Below are 19715 nucleotides of genomic sequence, written 5' to 3' on the forward strand. Positions count from 1 at the left end.
TCGCCTCAGACCCGGCCGCGACGGCATGGGAGAAGACATGCGCCCCCTCGCCGCCGGATGCGCCGCCCGCGGACACCACATCCGCTTGCTGGCCGATTTTCAGGCCGAAATCCGAGGCCCTCACTCCGTGCTGAAAATCGACGTCGAAGGCGCCGAGGCACGGGTTTTCGCCGGCGCCTCGCAGGTGTTGCGCGAGGCTCGGCCCACCATTTTCTACGAGAGCTTCGACCGTGCCGGCGACCCTCAGCTGTCCGCCGCCGGCTACGTTACCTTCCCGTTGGAGGAGAACTCCAACTACCTGGCCTTGCCCGCGGAGCGATCCGCGCTCGGGGCGCAACTCGGACTGCGACCGCAGAACCCGGCATGAAGATCGCCTTCGTCACTGGCTGCCTCGAACCCGGGCGCGACGGCGTGGGCGACTACGTGCGCACGCTCGCCGCCGAGTGCACCGCGCGCGGCCATGCGGTGCGGCTGCTGTCTCTTGCCGACACCGTCGATTTGTCAGCCGACGGCGGAACGCCGCCCACGCGCCGCCAGACGCTCGCCGCGACCTGCGACGACGACGGCCGCGGCGCTCGCGCCTGGCTCGACGAGTTCCGCCCCGACTGGACCAGCCTGCACTTCGTGCCCTACGCGTTTCATCCGCGCGGCCTGTTCGCAGGCCGCCTGCCGCCGCTGCGCCGCGTGCTCGCCGCTGGTGCCCGCCGCCATGTCTTTTTCCACGAGATCTGGATCGGATTCGCCCGCGGCGCGCCGTGGAAGGAGCGTGCATTCGGCTTCCTGCAACGCCGGGCGCTCGCCCGCCTGCTGCACACCACCGCGCCCACCGCGGTGCACACCAGCAACGGCTGCTATCGCCGCGCGCTCGCCGGCCTCGGCTGCGCCGCGAGCGAGCTGCCGATGTTCGGCAGTGTGCCGCTGCGGCCCGGCGTAGTGCCGGCCGCGCTTCCGGGCGTCGGTGCCGATGCGCTCGTCTGCGGGATGTTCGGCGCGGTGCATCCGAATTGGGAGCACGAGCCGTTTCTGTCCGACTTCGCGCAACTCGCCGCCGCTCGCGGCCGACGCGCCGTGCTCGCGGCTGCGGGCTCGCTGCGCCAGGGCGAGGTGTTGTTCCCCCAACTCGCCGCACACTGGCGCGGACGCATCGACTGCCTCGCGCTCGGCCTGCATCCTCCTGCGCAACTGGCGGAATTTTTCGCGCGCTTCGACTTCGCCGTGACGACTTCCCCCTTCCATCTCGTCGGCAAGAGCAGTTCCGCCGCCGCGCTGCGTGAACACGGATTGCGCGTCGTCGTCACCAACTCCGGCCAGCCGCCGCGCTTCGCCGCCACGCCCGAGGATCTCGCGCCGGCCGACGCCGGTTTCCTGCCGTATTTCCGGGCGCGGGAATCCCTGCCGCAAGCCCTCGAACGGACGCCCCCGCGCCCTGGTGCATCGCGCACCGCGGAGATGTTCCTCGCCGCGCTCGCCGCACATGACTGACGCGCCCCACGTCCCGGCCGAGGCCCGCGGAGCGAGATTCGCGCCCGAGATCGAAATGCTGCGCGGATTGGCCGCGCTCGGTGTGCTCGTGTTTCACGCGCGAGTCGCGCTGTGGGTGGGTTGGCGCGAGATTCAGGCGCGCCCCGCCGATTTCTCCGCCTGGGACCACGCGCTGGCCTGGCTGTCCGCCCCGACGCCGTTCCTCGGAGCCGGCGTCATGCTGTTTTTCGTGATCAGCGGATTCTGCGTGCACCAACCTATCGCGGGCGCACGCGTGCCGCCGCGCTGGGGCGCGTTCTGGTGGCGGCGCTTCGCGCGTGTTTACCCGCCGTATCTCGCCGCGGTGGCGACGAGTGTCGGCGTGGCCGTCTGGCTCGGTCTCGACGTTCACCATGTGCTCAGCAGCGCGTTCATGGCGCAAAACTACACCGGCGCGGCGACCGAGACCTCCCTGGCCTCGCAGGTGGGCACGAATCCCTCGCTCTGGTCGCTGCCGGTCGAAATGGAGTTCTATCTCCTTTATCCGCTCCTATGGCGGAGCATCGCACGGGTCGGCTGGAGGTGGACGCTGGGCGCGGTCGCCAGCGTGACCGCACTGGCGGCCGCCGCCTGTCTCGCGGGAGCGCGCGTGCTCGACGGCAACTTCGCGCTCTACTGGCTCGTCTGGTGCGGTGGCGCGTGGTTGCGCGAGCAACAGGCGGCCGGCTCGCTGCGGCGGCCGGGCGCGGGCTGGAGCGCAGTCGCTGGCACCGCACTGGCGCTCGGCATCGCGCTCACATGGCGGCATGAAGCACCGCTCGCACACCTGTGCTGGGGTGCCGCGTCGTTCTGGCTGGTGTGGCGCTGCGTGGCAGTCCCGCCCATCGGCGCGGAGCAAGTCCTCGCGCGCGCGTTGCGGGCGACGGGGCGCTGGTCGTATTCGCTGTATCTGCTGCACTTTCCGCTCCTGCTGCTCGCCGGGGCGGGATGGACGCAGATGTTCGGCGGCAAGCCGGCCAGCTTCGCCGTCACGCTCGCCGGTTGCGCGGCCGTGTTCGCGCCGGTCGTCGTCTTTCACCGGCTGGTCGAACAACCGAGTCACGCCTGGGCGCGGAGGGTCGGAGCATGAGGCCGACCGCCGCACCGCGCGTGCTGCTCGCGCACCCGACGGGCAACGAGTTCTTCCGCCAACTCGCGCGCGCCTGGCGTGCGGAGCAGCGCCTCGCCGAACTCTGCACCTGCCTCGACTGGCGCGGTCCGGCGTGGCTCGAAGCACAGCTGCCCGCCGGACTCGTGGCCGAGTTGAACCGCCGCGGCCTCTCGCGAGCCACCGGCGGCCACGTGCGCACGCATCCGTGGCGCGAGGCCGCGCGCCTGACCGCCACCCGCCTCCGTGGACGCGCACTCACCCGCCACGAGACCGGTGTGTTTTCGGTCGACGCCGTCTATCGCGATTTCGATCGCTGGGTCGCGCACCGCATCGCGCGCGGCGCGGTCACCGCGGAGTATGCCTACGCCTATGAGGACGCCGCGGCCGACACGTTCGCCGCCGCCGCCGCGCGCGGCTGGTCCCGCGTCTACGACCTGCCTATCGCGCATTGGACCGAAAGCCGGCGATTGCTCGCCGAGGAAGCCGCGCGTTGGCCCGAATGGGCGCCCACTCTGCTCGGCCCGGACGATTCCGGCACAAAGCTCGCACGCAAGACGCAGGAACTCGAACTCGCCACCCACATCGTCTGCCCGAGCATGTTCGTCGCCCAATCCCTGCCCGCCGCCGTGCGCGCAGCTCGCACCGTGATCGTCGCGCCGTTCGGTTCGCCGGCGCCGTGCGCTCCGCGCGAGCCGCGCACGCCGAACGGAGCCCTGCGCGTGCTGTTCGCCGGTGCGATGACGCAGCGCAAAGGCCTCGCCGATCTCTTCGCCGCAGTGCGCCTGCTGCCGGCCGCCGACCTCGAACTGGTTGTGATGGGCTCGGCGGTGCTGGCGTTGGATTTTTACCGCGCGACCGGCGTGCGCTTCACCTACGAGCCGCCGCGGCCCCACGCCGCCGTGCTTGAGCTCATGCGCTCGTGCGATGTGCTCTGCCTACCCTCGGTCGTCGAGGGCCGCGCGCTCGTGGTGCAGGAGGCGATGAGCCAGGGCCTGCCTGTCATCGTGACGGCCAACACCGGAACGGACGACGTCGTGCGGGACGGCGAAAACGGTTTTCTCGTGCCGATTCGTTCGCCGCAGGCGTTGGCCGATCGATTGGCGTGGTGCCTCGCGCATCGACCGCAGCTCCCGCGCATGGGCAGTGTCGCGCAGGCCGCCGCCGCGCGCCTGACGTGGCCCAGCTACGTCGCCGCGCTGAACACGGCGCTTTTCCCCGCCGCATGACATCCTCGCGTCCACTCGCCTGGCTGAAGATTTCGCTCTGGTGCTACTTCGCGCTCATCCTGCTGGAAGGCGTGCTGCGCAAGTGGGTGCTGCCGCAATACAGTGACGTGCTCTTCGTCGCACGCGATCCGGTCGTGCTCGTCGTCTACGCGCTCGCGTGGCGTGCGGGGGCGCTGCGCTGGGGCGCCGCGCTGGCCGGCATCTGGCTGCTGGCGCTCAGCTCGCTCCTGCTGGCGTTCACAACCGAAAATCCGTTTATCGTGACCCTCTTCGGCCTGCGCACGAACTACCTGCATCTGCCTCTGATCTACGTGCTCGCGGAGGCGCTCGACCGCGCCGACGTCCGCCGCTTCGGCATCGTCTGCCTCGTGTGCTCCGTGCCGGTGACGGCGCTCATGTTCGTGCAATACAACTCGCCACCCGACGCCTTCGTGAACGTCGGTGTCGGTCGCCAGGAGAACGGCCAGATCATCGGCGCACTCGGCCGCATCCGCCCACCGGGTCCGTTCAGTTTCATCGGCGGTCTTGTTGCGTTCTTCGCGCTGACTGCGGCTTTCGTGTTCGATGGCTGGCTGCACCCCGGACGCGTGCCACGCTGGCTGCTCGTCGCCGCGACCATCGCGCTGGCGGTGGCGCTCCCCATCTCGATCAGTCGCACGCTCACCGCCGTGCTGTTGGTGGGAGGCGTCTTCGGTTTCGCGACGGTCGTCCACGACTTCCGTCGGATTCCCCGCTACGCCGGTGCATTGTCCGTCGTCGTCGTCGTGCTGTTGGTGGCGGCAAATTTCGGTTTTCTCGAGGCATTCAATAAGCGGTGGATCGAAGCGACCGACTCCCGGGACGGCACCATTCAGGGCAATCTCACGGCGCGCATTTTCGGCGATTTCATCCAAGCCTCCGAGGTCGCCGCCAGCGTGCCTTGGGGCGGCCACGGCATCGGTCTCGGCACCGTGGCGGGCGCGCAGCTCGCTTCGGGTCGGAACGCGTTTCTCCTCGCCGAATCCGAGTGGACCCGCGTCGTGCTCGAGCTCGGGCCGCTCCTCGGCTTCGCGTTTCTCGCCTGGCGCACGTGGCTCGCGTTCGCACTCGTCGCGCGCAGCTGGCGGCATTTCCAATTCACCGGCGATCCACTGGCGTGGACACTGGCCGGCGCTTCGTTCTTACCTATTCTCAACGGCCAGTGGGGGCCGTCCACACATCTGGGATTTGCCGTCTTCGGCGCCGGCCTGTGCCTCGCCGCATTGAACAATCCGGCCGACCCCGACGATGTCGCCGAAGAGGACGGAGCCACCGCCGCCCCCGATACCGCCGGACCATGAAGATCGCCCTCGTCACGAACTACGCGCCCGACGGTCAGCAGAGTATGTTGCGCTTCGGCGAACTGTTGCGACAGGAGCTGGCGACACGCGGACACGAGGTCGCCGTGCTCGCACCGCAGCCGCTCTCCGGCCACCGCTGGCTCGCCCGAGCCATCGGCGCGAAGTGGGCCGGCTACGCGGCGAAGTATCTCTCGTTCCCCTCCGAGTTGCGGGACGCGCAGCACGGCGGCCCGGTCGCATCCGCGCAAGTGATTCACGTCGTCGACCATTCCAACGCGCTCTACCTCCCGACGCAGCGCGATCGCCCGTGGGTGGTGACGTGCCACGACCTCCTGGCCGTGCGCGGCGCGCTGGGCGAGGACACCGATTGCCCGGCCTCGTGGCTCGGACGCCGCCTCCAAGGCGCCATCGTGCGCGGACTCGAGCGTGCCGACGCCATCGCCTGCGACTCGCAAAGCACGCTCGCAGACGCCACGCGCATCGTGCCGCGCCAAACTCGGCAACTTCGCCGCGCCATACCACTCGGGCTCAACCAGCCGCTGCGCCCCCTCCCGATCGCCGAAGCGCGGGCTCGGCTGGCCACGCTCACGCCGCACCTCGCTTCGACGCCCTACTTATTGCACGTCGGCTCAAACCTTGCCCGGAAGAACAAGGCCGGCGTGGTGCGCGTCTTCGGGCGCATGCGTGCGCAAGGCTGGCCCGGCCAACTGGTTTTCTGCGGCGCGGACCTGACCGCAGAACTGCGCGCCGCGATCGCAACGGAAGGTGTCGCCGAGCACGTCGTCGCCGTGCCGCACGCGACCGAGGCCGATCTGGCGGCGCTTTACAGCGCGGCGCATGCGCTCCTCTTCCCGTCGAAATGCGAGGGCTTCGGCTGGCCGGTCCTCGAAGCGCAGGCATGCGGCTGTCCGGTGATTTGCAGCGACCGCACCTCGCTGCCGGAAGTCGGCGGCGACGCCGCGCAATTCTTCGCCCTCGCGGACGAAGCCGGCATGGCCGACGCGGCGCTCCGGCTGGCGGCACCTGCGGAGCGCGACGCGATCGTCGCCCGCGGATTGGCGAACGCCGCCCGGTTTTCCGTCGCGCGGATGATTGACGCCTATCTCCAACTCTACGAAGAGGTCATCACGCTCCCGCGCCCCCGATGAAGTTCCTGCTCCGCCTTTTCGTCGTCCTGTTGCCGTGGCCCTTGCGGCGCCGGGCGCTCGGCGCGTTCTTCGGCTACGAGATCCATCCGACCGCGCGCATCGGCTGCTCATGGATCTTTCCGGAGAAGCTCGTGATGGCGCAGGGCGCGCGCATCGGCCACTTCACGGTCGCGCGACACCTCGCCCGCATCGAGCTCGCGGCGCACTCGATCATCGAGCGCAACAACTGGATCACCGGCTTCCCGCGCGGCGGCGCGCGACATTTCGCACATCGTCCGGATCGCGATCCTGCCTTGGTCGTGGGCGAGCACGCCGCGATCACGAAGGCGCATCATTTCGATTGCACCGACCGGATCACGATCGGTGCGTTCACGACGGTGGCGGGCTATCGGTCGCAATTCCTCACCCACTCCATCGATGTCGTGGAAAACCGCCAGGATTGCGCGCCCATCACGATCGGCGCGCGCTGTTTTGTCGGCACCGCGGTGGTGGCGCTCGGCGGCTCGCGCCTGCCCGATCGGTCCGTGCTCGGCGCGATGGCGTTGCTGAATCGGGCGCACGATCAACCGGGCTGGCTCTACGCCGGTGTGCCGGCGCGTCCGGTGAAGGAACTGCCGGCGGATGCGGCGTATTTTCACCGCGCGGAGGGCTGGGTGTGGTGAGCTCGCGCGACTAAGCATGGCGCGGCGCATCCTCCAAGTCGTTCGCTCGCTCCGCTCCGAAACCGGCGGCGTCGCGGTCGCTGCGCGCACCCTCGAGGCGACGCTCACGGCGCGGGGCGAGCACGTTTCCACCGTGTCGCTCGATCCGGCGGATGCCGTTCGGGCTGGCGTGCGGGTTTTCGGTCGTCGTTCCCTCGGCTACGGCTACGCGGCGGATTTCGCGCCGTGGTTGCGCGCCCACCGCGATGAGTTCGACGCCGTGCTCGTGCACGGCCTGTGGCAATATCCGGGGTTCGGCACATGGCGCGCATTGCGCGATTCGCGCACGCCGTATTTCGTTTTCTGTCACGGGATGCTCGATCCGTGGTTCAAGCGCACCTACCCGCTCAAGCATCTGAAAAAATGGCTCTACTGGCCGTGGGCGGAATATCGCGTGCTGCGCGACGCTGCCGGCGTCCTGTTCACGACCGAGGAGGAGCGCCGGCTCGCGCGCGCGAGCTTCGCGCTCTACCGCGCGCGGGAGCACGTCGTGCCACTCGGTGTCAGCACGCCTCCCGTCGATACCCCGGAACAACACGCCGCTTTCCGGGCGCGATTGCCCGCGCTCGGGACGCGGCCGTTTCTGCTGTTTCTCGGACGCATCCATCCGAAGAAAGGCCTGGAGGAACTCCTGCGCGGCTACGCCGCAGTCGAGAGAGCAACGACCGGTGTGCCGGATTTGGTCATCGCAGGACCCTGCGGCGATGAATCATTTCGCGCGCACCTGCGCACTCTCGCAGCTGGGCTCGGCGTCGGCGAGCGGGTGCACTGGCTGCCGATGATCGAGGGCGAGGAAAAATGGGGCGCGCTGCGCGCGTGCGAAGCGTTTGTGCTGTTCTCACATCAGGAAAATTTCGGGCTGGCGGTCGTGGAGGCGCTGGCTTGCGGACGCCCGGTGCTGATCAGCGACCAAGTGAATGTCTGGCGCGAAATCGCGGAGACCGGCGCGGGACTCGTGGGGCCCGATACCGTGGAAGGCGCCACGGCCACACTCGCCCGCTGGCTCGGCAGCGAAACTCCCGCCCGAGAGGCCATGGCTGAGGCGAGCCAGCGTTGCTTCGAGCGCCATTTCGCGACCGAGCCCGCCGCCGAGTGCCTCATGGCGGCGATCGAGGCGGCGCTTGCACGCTCGACGCCCGGCTCGTCATCGGCAACGCTTCGCGCCGCCTCATGAGCAAGTCGCCCCTCGTTCGCCGTCAGGCCCCCGGCCGCAGCACACCCTGGACGCTCACGCGCCGGCTCACGATGCTCGCTTGGGATTTTTGCTGGCCGCTGTTGTGCCAGTGGACGCCCAAACCGCTCAATCCATGGCGCCTGTTCGTGCTGCGGGTTTTCGGTGCCAAGATCGTCGGCACGCCCTTCGTGCACCAGCGCGCGCGCATCGCGATGCCTTGGAACGTGGAGTTGCACGACGCCGCGTGCGTCGGCGACCGCGCAAATCTGTATTCACTGGACCGCATCACCCTGCTGCCCGGAGCACTGGTCGCGCAAGAGGCCTACCTTTGCACGGGGACGCACGACCTCGCGGACCGCGAGTGGCCGCTGCTGACCGCGCCGATTGTGGTCGGCGCGCGCGCGTTTGTCGGAGCACGGGCGTTCGTGTTGCCGGGCGTCACGATCGGTGAGCACGCGGTGGTCGGAGCGATGAGCGTGGTCACCCGCGAAGTGCCGGCCGGCGCAACCGTGCGCGGCAATCCGGCGCGTTAGAGCCGGGCGCTCCAGCAAAAACGCCAGCCGACCGGCTGGCGTGGGACGAAGTCTAGCGTGGGAGTGCGCATCGCTCAGTCGCTGCGACGGCCGCCGGTCAGCAGCAGGAGCAAGTAGAGCAGATTGCCGAGGGTTGCGACAAAGGCGGCGACGTAGGTGAGCGCGGCCGCATCGAGCGTCTCGTTCACGCCTTCCATCTCGTCGCGACCGACGATGCCGAGATTGACGAGCTGCAGTTTTGCGCGGCGACTGGCATCGAATTCCACCGGCAACGTCACGAGCTGAAAGAGCGCGATCACACACAGCGCGGCCACGCCGAGCTGGAGCATGAGGATGCCGAAAAACTTCATGCCGAGCAGGGACGCGATCAGGATGCCGAAACTCAGCACGCCCCACGCGACTGGAGCGGCAATCTGCATCGCGGGCACCAGCGCTTGGCGGACATTCATCATCGCGTATCCCACCTTGTGCTGGATGGCGTGACCGGCTTCGTGCGCCGCGACGCCGAGCGCAGCGAGACTGGTGCCGTCGTAATTGTGCTCCGAGAGCGCAAGCTTGCGCGTCGAAGGATCGTAGTGGTCCGTCAACTGCCCCTCGACCCGGACGATCTGCACGTCGTGAATGCCGGCGCTTTCCATGACCGCAGCGGCGGCCTCACGTCCGGTGATGCGGCCGCGCGACGGGATTTGGATGTTCTTGTTATAGGCACTCGAAACGCGCATCTGCGCGTAGAGGCCGAACAGGAGCGGAACGATGATGAGGAGAATCCAGAGCGGGAAGGGCATGGTGAAATTGGTTTCCCGTCTAAAATCCGCAGCGCCGCGGAATTTTCCAGAGAAATTCCGCGCGCTGGAAACAGCCCGAAGGCCGTGTAATCCCTCACCAGCGGAAGGCGGCGGACACCGACCACTGCCGCGGCGAGGCGGGCACGGCCGGAACTTCCTGAAAGCGCGAATTCCACAGGTTATCCACGAGCAACGAGAGCTCCCAGCGCGGAAATGCGCTCGGTGAAAAATAAAGACCGAGGGACGAGATCAGCGCCTCGTCCCCACCGATGACACGGAGGGAATTCGGCGCTTGGACACGATACTCGTTGTCCGACCGCACCTCGACACCCTGCGCGACGCGCCAACGGATCGCCGCGGTCGCGCGCTGCTCGGGGAAATTCAAGGCATAGAAGCTCGCATCGACGAGCGCGGAACCGTAATCGCTGCGCTTGTGCAGCCACGCATAGCTCAACGTGAGGTCCACTTGCGCGCTGCGCCGGGTGGTCAGAATCTCGACGCCATCGGTGACCGTATCGACGGGATTTGCAGTGCGCGCCGTGACGCCGCGCCGGAACGTCCAATCCACCAAGCGATCGTCCCACCGGCGAAACATCGCCAGCTCAACCGACCAATCGCAGACGCCGAACGCAGCGGCCAGCTCGAGATTCCGCGCCCGTGAGCGAGCGAGATCCGGATTTCCCCGGAAAAGACCGCTCGTCGCGTTGGAATTCAGCGCGGTGTAGGAAGGCAACTGGGTGGTCTCGGAGTATTCGCCCCGGATCGTGCGGCCCGCCGCGCCGCGCCATTCGAGTTCAGCGATCGGCGACCAAGCCGAACCGTCGCGGTCGGAATGGTCGAGCGCTCCGCCCGCGCGGGCCGTCACGCTTCCTGCATCGGTGGGCCTTGAGAATTCGGGCAGCAACGTGACCTTTTCGAGCGATCGCTCGTTGAAACGGCCGAACGTCAACGCCGTCGACGCGAGATGATCCCGCTGCGCCTCGAACGAATAGCCGAGTGCGGCGGAGGCAAATTGCACCCGTCCGCTCGCGGCGAGCCCGCGCAGCCAAGTCGTGTGTTGAAACGGATTCGAGGCCCCCGGGACGAGGCGGTTGAATTCATAGTCATCCTTGTTGCGCCGGTAGAACGCGGCCGCCTGAAACTCGCTGCCCGCCTGGCTACGCCACGAGTGATTGAGCGCGATCAACACGGTTTGCAGGTTCTCAGACTCGTTGAAACCGAACGGCGTGTAGAGATTCGGCCAGCCGAAGAACTTGTGCTGGTAACCGACGAAAAGGTCCGTCTGCGCACGCGCATCCGCCGAGCGCCGCTGCACGCGCGCAGCCACGCGCGAGAAATCGTGGTCACCGAAGGCGATTGCTCCGTCTGATTGCGATCGCGCCCACGAGACGTCACCGGCGAGACCGGTGGGCGTATCAGCGGCCCGGCTCACGTAGATCGCCTGCCGGTTGAAATCGTGTGGCCCGGTCGCAAACGAAACCCGGCCACCCGTGCGCACCGGCGCCCAGCCGAATTCAACGGATCCAGTGCCGGCGTTGAGGCCGCGAGCGGCATTGGCCGCACCGGTGACCACGGCGGGCGCAGTCAGCATTTCAGGAGCAACCGGGAGTTCGAAAAGGTAGTGTCCAGTCTGAGGATCCGCGAGCGCCGCCGCTCCGATTCGGACACCGGTGGATTCGAATACGCCACCGCGCAGGCTGACATCGGCTTGAGCTTCGGCGAAATTCCGCGCCTGCACGTCAACCCGTGGCTCAAATCGCAGTGCCGTGATCGGCATTCCCAGCGTGCCCGCCGGTTCGTCGTTGGCCACACGGGCCTCAGTCACCACGAACTCAGGGAGTTTTTTCGCCGCTCCATCGTTCTCATCGGCCCAAAGGCGAGCGGCGAAAAGCGCTGCCAATGTCGAAAAAACGGCCGCCGCGCGCCCGACGGAACGAGCAATGTTTCCAATCCAAGGAAATGAACTTAACATAAGAATCAAAAAGAAACCGCTGCGGGGAACCGCAGCGGCAATTCGCGTGATGCGGGAGCGAAGATTACTCGCCGTCGTTGCCGATCGCCTCCACCGGACAACCCTCGAGGGCTTCCATGCAGAGCGCCGTTTCTTCTTCCGTCGTCGGTTGCTTGTGGACGAAGGAATAGCCGCCCTCGTCGTGGCGGGTGAAGAAACCCGGGGCCGTCTCGCGACAAAGATCGCAGTCAATGCACTGCTGATCGACGTAGAACTTACCTGCAGCGTTTTCCTTCCATTTCTCTGCTTTGTTGGCCATGGGCGGGATACAAGGACATTGAAATTCCGTGTCAAGCGGGCGAACCGGATCGGCCACTCGGTCCGCGTCATGCGCGAGCGGAGCTCGGGCTTGTATTTGGGAGGGGCGCGCGTAAGTTGCGCACGATGCTTTCGGACCGCTCTTACATGCGCTCGGATTACCCGCGCGAGGCCACCTCGGCTCTCACTTGGATTATCAGCGCGGTCATTGCGGGCTCGGTGCTGCAGCTCGTTTTCGAGCGGTTCTTCAACAGCGCATCGTTCCAGCAACTCTTCGCGCTGACGCCAGCCTCGCTCTGGCACGGCCAAATTTGGCGGTTGGTGACTTACTCCCTGCTGCACGGCGGAGTCCTTCATTTTGTCCTGAATTGCCTCGGCCTTTTCCTGATCGGCCGGGAAATCGCGCCCATTCTCGGCTCGCGAGGCCTGTTCCAATTCTACCTCAGCACCGCGATCGTCGGCGGGCTGGCGTGGGTCGCGACCCACTCTTGGGGCGCACCGCCCTTCCCTTTGGTCGGAGCGTCGGGCGTGCTCGCTGGCATGTTCGTCTTTTTCGCCTGCATCGCGCCGGAACGCGAAATCACCTTCCTCGTCCTTTTCGTCCTGCCCGTAACCCTGAAACCCAAGCTGCTCGCGTGGATGCTGCTCGCGTTCGATGCACTCGGCTTCCTCTTCAGCGAACTACCGGGCGGCTCCTTCGATACCGGCATCGCCCACTCCGCCCATCTCGGAGGCATGCTTGCCGGCTGGCTCTACTACCGGTTCTTTTTTGCGCGTAACGGGCTGGATCGCGCCGCCGAGACGGTATTTCGCCTGCCGCAACTCTTCCGGCGGAAGAAAAACGCCGCCGTCCAAATACCGGCGACCGGCACGGCCGCAGCGGGTTTAAATCCCCCCGCCAACCTTCGCGCGGAAGTGGATCGCATTCTCGATAAGATAAATTCGCACGGCTTCGGCGCTCTTACTGAGCAGGAGAAACGTCTGCTCGACGATGCCAAAGACCTCCTCAGCCGCCGTTGACGCCCTCAAGCTCGCCAACCGCGCGCCGATGTTGATCCGTTTGCCCCACGCAAGCGCCGCACTTTCCGCGCGCTTCGCCGCACCCAGCCCATAATTCACCGATTTAAGAAACAAACCCCCGCTCCACGCGACTAACTCCTCCGCATGCGCCTTCCACGCTTTCTCCGCACCGTCCTCTGGCTTGCCGCCGCGCCCGTGGCTTTCGCGATCACCGATCGCGACTACTCCACGAATCCCCTCATGCAAAACGAGGTGCGCACGCTCAAGCAGATGCTCGACTACGTGCACTTCAACCGCAACGGCATCAAGGCGGACGACTACCCCAGACTCATCACCGACTACATGGCGCTCCTCGATCCGCAGCGCCTCTATTTCACCGCAGCCGACGAGCAGGCCCTCCGCCGCCTCTATGGCACCAACATGGAGAACGACCTCGCCTACCGCGGCAACATCGACGCCGCCTTCAAGATCTTCGGCCTCTTCGAGGAACGCGCCCGCAGCCGCGTCACCTGGGTGAAGGATCAGCTCGCCAAGGACATCGACCTCACCGCCGACGAGACCTACACGATCGACCGCACCAAAGGCCCTTGGCCCGCCGACGCCACCGAAGCCGACTCCATCTGGTCCCGCCGCCTGAAGGCCGAGCTGATCAACGAGCTGCTCAACAAAAAGACCCTCGAAGCCGCCAAGGCCACCATCACCAAACGCTTCGATCGCTTCCTCAAGAACACCGCGGAGGTCCAACCCTCCGAGATCGAAGCCCGCTTTCTCACCGCCCTCACCCGGCTCTACGATCCGCACTCCTCCTACTTTTCCTCCAGCGATCTCGAAGACTTCAACGTCGACATCAATCTCCACCTCGTCGGCATCGGCGCCGTCCTCACGGTTGACGAAGAAGGCTACTGCAAGATCGTCAGCATCGTCCCCGGCGGCCCCGCCGATCTCACCGGCAAGCTGAAACCCAACGACAAAATCATCGCCGTCCAACAGGAAGGCCAGGAAGCCGTCGACGTCGTCGGCATGCGCAACAAACAAATCGTCCAGATGATCCGCGGCGCCAAGGACACCAAAGTCACGCTCTCCGTCATCCCCCAGAAAGCCGTCGACCAGTCCAAGACCGAGCAAATCACGATCGTCCGCGACAACATCAAGATCAACCAAGCCCGCGCCACCGCCGACCTCTACGAAGTCCCCGACGCCACCGGCAAAATCTCCCCCATCGGCGTGATCACGCTGAACTCCTTCTACGGCGAGGGCGGCGACACCGACGAAGCCACGCGCGCCTCCGCCAGCAACGACGTCGCCGAACTCATCACGAAACTCAAAAAGGAAAACATCACCGCCCTCGTCCTCGACCTGCGCCGCAACGGCGGCGGCCTGCTCTCCGAAGCGATCAACCTCTCCGGCCTCTTCATCGACCAGGGCCCCGTCGTCCAAGTTCGCGACTCCGCCGGCCGCGTCTCTGTCGGCCGCGACACGAACACCTCCGTCGCCTACGACGGCCCGCTCGCCATCCTCACCTCCCGCTTCAGCGCGTCCGCCTCGGAGATCTTCGCCGGCGCCATGCAGAACTATGGCCGCGCCGTCATCATCGGCGACAGCTCCACCTACGGCAAAGGCACCGTCCAGGTCATCTTCGAGATGGAACGCTACCTCCCGAAACTCTCCCGCGACTACGGCAAGCCCGGCGCCGCCAAGCTGACCACGCAAAAATATTACCTACCCAACGGCTCCTCGACGCAGAAAAAAGGCGTCACGCCCGACATTGTCCTCCCCTCCATCGACGACTACATCGAAGTCGGCGAAGCCACCGAGCCCAACGCGCTCATGTGGGACGAAATCAACTCCACGCCCTTCGTCGGCCGCCCGCTCAATCAAGCCTTCGTCGCCCCGCTCCTCGCCGCCAGCAAGCAGCGCCAGGAATCGCTCGAGGAATTCAGCGTCCTCAAGCAGAATATCAACTGGTTCAAGGAGCGCACGGAGCAGAAAACCGTCTCGCTGAACCTCGAGAAGCGTCGCGCGGAAAAGCAAACGATCGAGGCGACCGGCAAGAAATTCGAAGCCGAGTTCAAGACCCTCGCCAAAGCCGACTTCACCAAACGCGAAGTCAAGCTCGACGCCGTCATCAAGAACCCGCCGCCGCCCGAGCCCCCGCCCGCCGAAGGCGACACCGATGCCGAAGACAGCGCGATCGCCGCGAAATTCGACGTCCATCTCCGCGAAACCCTCCGCGTCGTCTCCGACGCCGTGCGCCTCGCCGACTCCCCGCTCTGGGCGCGCCGCACGCCGATGCCCGCCAACACGCTCCCGCGCGGCTGACCGGCCGCTCCTCGCCTCCGCAGCGACGGCACCGTCGAGACACCGCCGGGCGCAGCGATGCCGCTCTAAGGTTCCCGTTTGGCCTCGTCCTTCCCCACTTTGTCGCCGCGCAGCATTCGCGCCACGCGATCATAGGAGAACGAATAGTGCACCGCGACGGCCCCCGCGAGCAGGACCGCCACGCCGCTATCCCCCAGCTCCAGCAACGTGCCGATGGCGAGCGTGAAGAGTGCGCCCTCGAGGATGAGCCGCGTCCAGCCTGCCACGCATACGACGGGCCGGCCACCATCATTCGGCGTGCGGAAAACCGCCCATACCGAGGCCGCAACGAGCACGAACAAAATCGCCAGACCGTAACCAACCGCTCCCTCGCCCAACGAAATTCCCAGCCGGGCAAAAACCCACAACGCCGCGCACTCGAGCGCGAATCTGAAAGCCAAATTCAGCGGATGAGTCGCCATGTTGCTCGCTCAGGCAGGAAGCGCGAAGTCGCGACGGCGATTGCCCGCATCGTCTTCAGAGCCGCGCGATCACGAAGCGGTCCCGGCCCGTGAGGTCTCGACGCGATTCAGCGCTCGAAAAACCGGCCGCCTTCGCCGCTTCCAGCAACTGCGCGTGTTGCGCGATGCCCGTTTCGAGCATCAAGACTCCGCTGACCGCGAGCCACCTCGGCGACTCAGCGATGATCTTGCGCAAGGCCGCCGTCCCATCCGGCCCAGCCGAAAGCGCATTCCATGGCTCGAACTTCTGGACCTCGGGCGCAGTTTCCTTCGTTTCCGCATCGGACAAATACGGTGGATTGGCCACGATCAATTCGAACTTCTCCCCCTCCGTCACCCCTGCCAACCAATCCGATTGAGAAAACCTGACGCGCTCGGCGAGCCCCAGCGCGGTCGCGTTCTCGCGCGCGAGCGCCAGCGCGTCCGAACTTACATCTACCGCAGTCACCATGGCGTCGGCAAAGTGCTTCGCGAGCGCCAGCGCGATTGCGCCTGACCCGGTGCCGAGGTCGAGCACGTGTGCCGGCGGGGAGGCGGAAAACTGTTCCTTTGCTAACTCGACGAGCAGCTCGGTTTCCGGGCGCGGGATGAGCGCACGTCGGTCCACCTTGAGCGTCAGTCCGCTGAACTCCGTCGTGCCGACGATGTATTGCAGCGGCTCGCGCTCGCTCCGCCGTTTCACAAGCGGGCGGATCTTGGCCAGCTCTGCCTCCGCGAGCGGCCGCTCAAATTGCAGGTAAAGCTGCATGCGCTTCAGTCCGAGCGCGTGCCCGACCAGCAGCTCCGCATTCAGCCGCGCGCTATCCACGCCGTGTTTCTGAAAAAACTCGGTGGTGCGTTTGATGATCTCGAGCACAGTCAGCATGGCTTCGCCTCGCTCGGTAGCCCGCGACCTCCGGGCGCGGGTTGAAGTGGAAGCGAGCATTCCCGTGTCCGGAGGTCGTGAGCTACCAGAGACCGTGTCTTGAGGCGCATCACTCGTCGTCCTCGCTTGCGCGGCGATGCGCGATCACCGGCGCACCGGTCAGCTCGGCCAACTTCTCCTCGAACTCCGCGCGCTGCAGCGCCTCGATCAGCGTGTCGAGGTTGCCCTCGAGCACCTGCGGCAGACTGTAGAGCGTGAGGCCGATGCGGTGATCGGTCACCCGATTCTGGGGAAAATTGTAGGTGCGGATGCGTTCGCTGCGATCGCCCGTGCCGATCTGGCCCTTGCGCTGCGCGGCGTATTTCGCGCGCTCCTCTTCTTCCTTGAGCTTCAGCAGCCGCGAACGCAGCACAGCCATCGCGCGGGCCTTGTTCTTGATCTGCGAACGATCATCGGCGCAGAACACGATCAGGCCGGTCGGCTTGTGGATGATGCGCACCGCCGAATCCGTCGTGTTGACGCCCTGCCCGCCCGGTCCGCTCGCGCGCTGGACGGTGATGTCGAGGTCCTGCGGATCGATCTGCACGTCGACCTCCTCAGCCTCGGGCAACACCGCGACCGTCACCGTCGAGGTGTGAATGCGCCCGTTCGCTTCGGTGACGGGAATGCGCTGCACGCGGTGCACGCCGCTCTCGTATTTGAGGCGTTTGTAGACGTCGGTGCCGGTGACGAGGAAGATCACTTCCTTGAAGCCGCCGCGATCCGAGCCGCTCGAACTCATCGGCTGCACCTTCCAGCCGCGGCCTTCGGCGTAGCGCACGAACATCCGATAAAGGTCCGCCGCGAACAGGCTCGCCTCATCGCCGCCGGCGCCGGCGCGGATTTCCATCACGGTGTTGCGCGAGTCCGACGGCTCCGGCGGGATCATCGCGCGCAGCACCGACTCGTGCAGCGCGGCGCGGCGTTTTTCCAAATCCGGCAGCTCCATCTCCGCGAGGCCGCGCAAATCGGCGTCGGCCTTCGGGTCTTTCAAGAGTGCGCCGTGTTCGTCGATCTCGAGGCCGAGCTTCTCGTAGGCCCGGAACTCGTCGACGAGCGCGCGCAGGCGCTGCTGCTCGCGCGTGACGTCGGCCGCGCGCCGGGCGTTGGCATAGAACGACGGCTCCGCCATCTGCGCGTCGAGTTCATCGAGGCGGTGTTGAAAAGGAGAGATGTCGGGCAGTTGGTCCATGCGCGCGGGCACGGGGAGAAATTGTGAATTGCGTCAGCCGCGAGGGGCGGCTTGCGTCGGAAGCCAATCAGGGGCGGCTCGCGCCGCCTAGTAAAACATTTCTGCGATGGCTTCTCCGCTCTTCACTCAAAACATCGTCGCCTGCATCTGGGACTTCGACAAGACCCTAATTCCCGCCTACATGCAGGCCCCGCTGTTCAAGCGTTTTGGCGTGGATGAGCAGACATTTTGGACCGAGACCAACGCACTCGCCGAAAATTATCGCCGCCGCGGCTACCACATTTCGCCAGAGATCAGTTACCTCAATCACCTGCTCACCTACGTCCTCGCCGGCCCGATGGCGGGCCTGAACAACAAGGTGCTCCGCGATTGCGGCCGCGAGATCACGTTCTACCCGGGGTTGCCGGAGTTTTTCCGTTCCTCGCGCGAATGGGTGAAGGCGCGCCCGGAATTCCAGAAGCACGAGATCGTCCTCGAGCACTACATCGTCAGCACCGGCCTCGCCGAGATGGTCCGCGGCAGCGCGATTTTCCCGTTCGTCGACGGCGTGTGGGCCTGCGAATTCATCGAGAACCCGCTGCAACCCGGCTTCCTGAAACAAAACGAGTTCCCGCTCGATGCCGCCGCCGAGATCGCACAGATCGGCGTGATGATCGACAACACGACGAAGACGCGCGCGATTTTCGAGATCAACAAAGGCACGAACCGCAACGCCGCGATCGACGTCAACGCGAAGGTTTCGCCCGAAGATCGCCGCATTCCGCTGCAAAATATGATCTACATTGCCGACGGTCCGAGCGATGTGCCGAGCTTCTCGGTCGTGAAAAAGGGCGGCGGCAAGACCTACGCCGTCTACAATCCCGCTGTCCGCGCCGAATTCGAGCAGAACGATCGCCTTCGCCAGGCCGGCCGCATCGACCACTACGGCCCCGCCGACTACACGGAGAACAGCCCCACGACCAACTGGCTGCACCTCCAGATCGAGAAGATGTGCGAGCGCATTGTCTCCGACCGCGAGAGCGCGGTGGCGTCGCGCGTCGCCCGTCCGCCACGGCATCTCAATTCCCCCGAGGACGAGAAAAAATCCGCGCGCTCGCCGAAGCAAACGAGCTTCCTCGAATAAGTCGCTCCCCGCAGCGGCACGCATTCCGCCGCTGCGCCGGTTGCCCAAAGAAAAACGCCGCCCTCGCGGACGGCGTCGTGACTATGGCAAAGGCACTCCGCTCGCTCAGTGGATCAGCGCGAAGCGCGGCGCCGCGACACTGCCGAGCGTGAACATCGGCTTTCCCTCGACTTGGAGCGTCGGCGTGGACGACTCGTCGCTGCGCGCCTGCGCGAGGTCCGAAGCGCGGGGCGTTTTCTCGGTGAAAATCACCGGAATGGGCTGCTCGTAGAGCTGTTCGCCCAATGAGACGACAAACTTCGGCGCGGCGTTCCGCGACGGATTGAAAACGAAGAGCGGCGCGCCCTCGTCCGTCGCGTCGGGTAGCGCGGGCTTCGCCGCCACTTCAGGAATCGAGGCGGCGAGCGCGGCCTGCTGATGCGCGCGCTGACTCTCGACGAGATTTTGCACGCGCTCCGCGTAAGCGTAGCTCACCGCGGGGACGCGGCCGGACCTCACGGCGCCGAGGCCGCAATTCCACGCCAGCGCGATGTTGAAGGGATTCGGATCGATGCCCGCTTCACGCAGTCCATCGGCAATCCACTCGTAATGCCTCACCGCCACGGCGTCGGCCTGTTCGCGCACCACCGCCTGCCGAAATGGCGTGCGTGTATGCAGTCGCCAGGTCTGCGGGAGAAATTGATAGGGCCCCAATTCGCCGCGGGAACCGGGCCGCGTATGGTTCGTGGGATTCTCCACCCAGTTGATCGCGCGCAGCGTTTCCGCGCGCTCGGACGCGCCCGCAAAGGGCAGCGCGAGCGCGACGGCGCACAGCGTAAGAAGGAATTTTCGGGCGGTGTTGATCACAGGAACGTCGGCACAAAGTGCGCGAAACGAACCCTGACAAGTGAC

General features: G+C 66.1%; 18 protein-coding genes. 12 read left to right on the forward strand and 6 right to left on the reverse strand.

The genetic code is table 11. The annotated features are described in order from the left end of the window. The first annotated feature begins 37 nt into the window (after positions 1–37). The 9 genes from KF715_05640 to KF715_05680 are packed head-to-tail and all read left to right on the forward strand — an operon-like array spanning position 38 to position 8712. On the forward strand, positions 38–367 hold the full coding sequence (locus tag KF715_05640; protein ID MBX3736151.1) for an FkbM family methyltransferase: 330 nt from the start codon (positions 38–40) through the stop codon (positions 365–367). Next, the gene (locus KF715_05645; GenBank protein ID MBX3736152.1) at positions 364–1482 is read left to right on the forward strand and encodes a hypothetical protein; all 1119 of its coding nucleotides are present in this window, start codon (positions 364–366) and stop codon (positions 1480–1482) included. The genes KF715_05640 and KF715_05645 overlap by 4 nt, the downstream gene beginning before the upstream one ends. Continuing rightward, positions 1475–2590 (forward strand): acyltransferase, encoded by a 1116-nt coding sequence (locus tag KF715_05650; protein ID MBX3736153.1) that lies wholly within the window; start codon positions 1475–1477, stop codon positions 2588–2590. Before KF715_05645 ends, KF715_05650 begins: the two co-directional genes overlap by 8 nt. Further along, positions 2587–3837, forward strand: coding sequence for a glycosyltransferase family 4 protein (locus KF715_05655; protein ID MBX3736154.1), 1251 nt, complete (start codon positions 2587–2589; stop codon positions 3835–3837). Before KF715_05650 ends, KF715_05655 begins: the two co-directional genes overlap by 4 nt. Continuing rightward, positions 3834–5156: a hypothetical protein gene (locus KF715_05660; protein ID MBX3736155.1), complete on the forward strand. Its 1323-nt coding sequence runs from the start codon at positions 3834–3836 to the stop codon at positions 5154–5156. The genes KF715_05655 and KF715_05660 overlap by 4 nt, the downstream gene beginning before the upstream one ends. Beyond that, complete coding sequence (locus KF715_05665) at positions 5153–6304, forward strand: glycosyltransferase family 4 protein (protein MBX3736156.1); 1152 nt, start codon at positions 5153–5155, stop codon at positions 6302–6304. The genes KF715_05660 and KF715_05665 overlap by 4 nt, the downstream gene beginning before the upstream one ends. Then, the gene (locus KF715_05670) at positions 6301–6966 is read left to right on the forward strand and encodes a hypothetical protein (protein MBX3736157.1); all 666 of its coding nucleotides are present in this window, start codon (positions 6301–6303) and stop codon (positions 6964–6966) included. Before KF715_05665 ends, KF715_05670 begins: the two co-directional genes overlap by 4 nt. A 16-nt stretch (positions 6967–6982) precedes the next feature. After that, positions 6983–8179: a glycosyltransferase gene (locus KF715_05675; GenBank protein MBX3736158.1), complete on the forward strand. Its 1197-nt coding sequence runs from the start codon at positions 6983–6985 to the stop codon at positions 8177–8179. Beyond that, positions 8176–8712: a putative colanic acid biosynthesis acetyltransferase gene (locus tag KF715_05680; GenBank protein ID MBX3736159.1), complete on the forward strand. Its 537-nt coding sequence runs from the start codon at positions 8176–8178 to the stop codon at positions 8710–8712. The genes KF715_05675 and KF715_05680 overlap by 4 nt, the downstream gene beginning before the upstream one ends. Positions 8713–8786: 74 nt before the next feature. Here the strand turns inward: KF715_05680 and KF715_05685 are convergent, their stop codons facing one another. Both KF715_05685 and KF715_05690 read right to left on the reverse strand, forming a co-directional pair. Continuing rightward, positions 8787–9497, reverse strand: coding sequence for a zinc metallopeptidase (locus KF715_05685; GenBank protein MBX3736160.1), 711 nt, complete (start codon positions 9495–9497; stop codon positions 8787–8789). Positions 9498–11533: 2036 nt separating this feature from the next. After that, complete coding sequence (locus KF715_05690) at positions 11534–11767, reverse strand: ferredoxin (protein MBX3736161.1); 234 nt, start codon at positions 11765–11767, stop codon at positions 11534–11536. A 146-nt stretch (positions 11768–11913) separates the two neighbouring features. On the opposite strand from KF715_05690, the gene KF715_05695 reads away from it, so the two are divergent. Both KF715_05695 and KF715_05700 read left to right on the forward strand, forming a co-directional pair. Then, positions 11914–12786 carry a rhomboid family intramembrane serine protease gene (locus tag KF715_05695; GenBank protein ID MBX3736162.1) on the forward strand — a complete coding sequence of 291 codons (873 nt, stop codon included), beginning with the start codon at positions 11914–11916 and terminating at the stop codon, positions 12784–12786. A 144-nt stretch (positions 12787–12930) separates the two neighbouring features. Beyond that, the gene (locus tag KF715_05700) at positions 12931–15105 is read left to right on the forward strand and encodes a carboxy terminal-processing peptidase (GenBank protein ID MBX3736163.1); all 2175 of its coding nucleotides are present in this window, start codon (positions 12931–12933) and stop codon (positions 15103–15105) included. Positions 15106–15170: 65 nt separating this feature from the next. On the opposite strand, the gene KF715_05705 is transcribed toward KF715_05700, so the two are convergent. From KF715_05705 to prfA, 3 genes are all read right to left on the reverse strand, one after another. Continuing rightward, on the reverse strand, positions 15171–15566 hold the full coding sequence (locus KF715_05705; protein MBX3736164.1) for a YrdB family protein: 396 nt from the start codon (positions 15564–15566) through the stop codon (positions 15171–15173). A 55-nt stretch (positions 15567–15621) separates the two neighbouring features. Further along, entirely contained in the window at positions 15622–16470 is an 849-nt protein-coding gene (prmC, locus tag KF715_05710) for a peptide chain release factor N(5)-glutamine methyltransferase (GenBank protein ID MBX3736165.1), read from the reverse strand. 109 nt (positions 16471–16579) lie between these two features. Further along, positions 16580–17701: a peptide chain release factor 1 gene (gene prfA / locus KF715_05715; GenBank protein ID MBX3736166.1), complete on the reverse strand. Its 1122-nt coding sequence runs from the start codon at positions 17699–17701 to the stop codon at positions 16580–16582. Between the two features lie 106 nt (positions 17702–17807). On the opposite strand from prfA, the gene KF715_05720 reads away from it, so the two are divergent. Further along, positions 17808–18824: a haloacid dehalogenase-like hydrolase gene (locus tag KF715_05720; protein MBX3736167.1), complete on the forward strand. Its 1017-nt coding sequence runs from the start codon at positions 17808–17810 to the stop codon at positions 18822–18824. 105 nt (positions 18825–18929) lie between these two features. Here the strand turns inward: KF715_05720 and KF715_05725 are convergent, their stop codons facing one another. Further along, on the reverse strand, positions 18930–19670 hold the full coding sequence (locus tag KF715_05725; GenBank protein ID MBX3736168.1) for a hypothetical protein: 741 nt from the start codon (positions 19668–19670) through the stop codon (positions 18930–18932). Positions 19671–19715: the final 45 nt, after the last annotated feature.

Source organism: Candidatus Didemnitutus sp., assembly GCA_019634575.1.
Taxonomy (GTDB): Bacteria; Verrucomicrobiota; Verrucomicrobiia; order Opitutales; family Opitutaceae; genus Didemnitutus.

Bases quoted from the DNA above. Each gene is read 5' to 3' on its own strand.
- KF715_05695 (MBX3736162.1), top strand. From the start codon at position 11,914: ATGCGCTCGGATTACCCGCGCGAGGCCACCTCGGCTCTCACTTGGATT.
- KF715_05680 (MBX3736159.1), top strand. From the start codon at position 8,176: ATGAGCAAGTCGCCCCTCGTTCGCCGTCAGGCCCCCGGCCGCAGCACA.
- KF715_05645 (MBX3736152.1), top strand. From the start codon at position 364: ATGAAGATCGCCTTCGTCACTGGCTGCCTCGAACCCGGGCGCGACGGC.
- KF715_05640 (MBX3736151.1), top strand. From the start codon at position 38: ATGCGCCCCCTCGCCGCCGGATGCGCCGCCCGCGGACACCACATCCGC.
- KF715_05685 (MBX3736160.1), bottom strand. From the start codon at position 9,497: ATGCCCTTCCCGCTCTGGATTCTCCTCATCATCGTTCCGCTCCTGTTC.
- KF715_05705 (MBX3736164.1), bottom strand. From the start codon at position 15,566: ATGGCGACTCATCCGCTGAATTTGGCTTTCAGATTCGCGCTCGAGTGC.
- KF715_05665 (MBX3736156.1), top strand. From the start codon at position 5,153: ATGAAGATCGCCCTCGTCACGAACTACGCGCCCGACGGTCAGCAGAGT.
- KF715_05660 (MBX3736155.1), top strand. From the start codon at position 3,834: ATGACATCCTCGCGTCCACTCGCCTGGCTGAAGATTTCGCTCTGGTGC.
- KF715_05670 (MBX3736157.1), top strand. From the start codon at position 6,301: ATGAAGTTCCTGCTCCGCCTTTTCGTCGTCCTGTTGCCGTGGCCCTTG.
- KF715_05675 (MBX3736158.1), top strand. From the start codon at position 6,983: ATGGCGCGGCGCATCCTCCAAGTCGTTCGCTCGCTCCGCTCCGAAACC.
- KF715_05655 (MBX3736154.1), top strand. From the start codon at position 2,587: ATGAGGCCGACCGCCGCACCGCGCGTGCTGCTCGCGCACCCGACGGGC.
- KF715_05650 (MBX3736153.1), top strand. From the start codon at position 1,475: ATGACTGACGCGCCCCACGTCCCGGCCGAGGCCCGCGGAGCGAGATTC.
- KF715_05690 (MBX3736161.1), bottom strand. From the start codon at position 11,767: ATGGCCAACAAAGCAGAGAAATGGAAGGAAAACGCTGCAGGTAAGTTC.
- KF715_05700 (MBX3736163.1), top strand. From the start codon at position 12,931: ATGCGCCTTCCACGCTTTCTCCGCACCGTCCTCTGGCTTGCCGCCGCG.
- prfA (MBX3736166.1), bottom strand. From the start codon at position 17,701: ATGGACCAACTGCCCGACATCTCTCCTTTTCAACACCGCCTCGATGAA.
- KF715_05720 (MBX3736167.1), top strand. From the start codon at position 17,808: ATGGCTTCTCCGCTCTTCACTCAAAACATCGTCGCCTGCATCTGGGAC.
- prmC (MBX3736165.1), bottom strand. From the start codon at position 16,470: ATGCTGACTGTGCTCGAGATCATCAAACGCACCACCGAGTTTTTTCAG.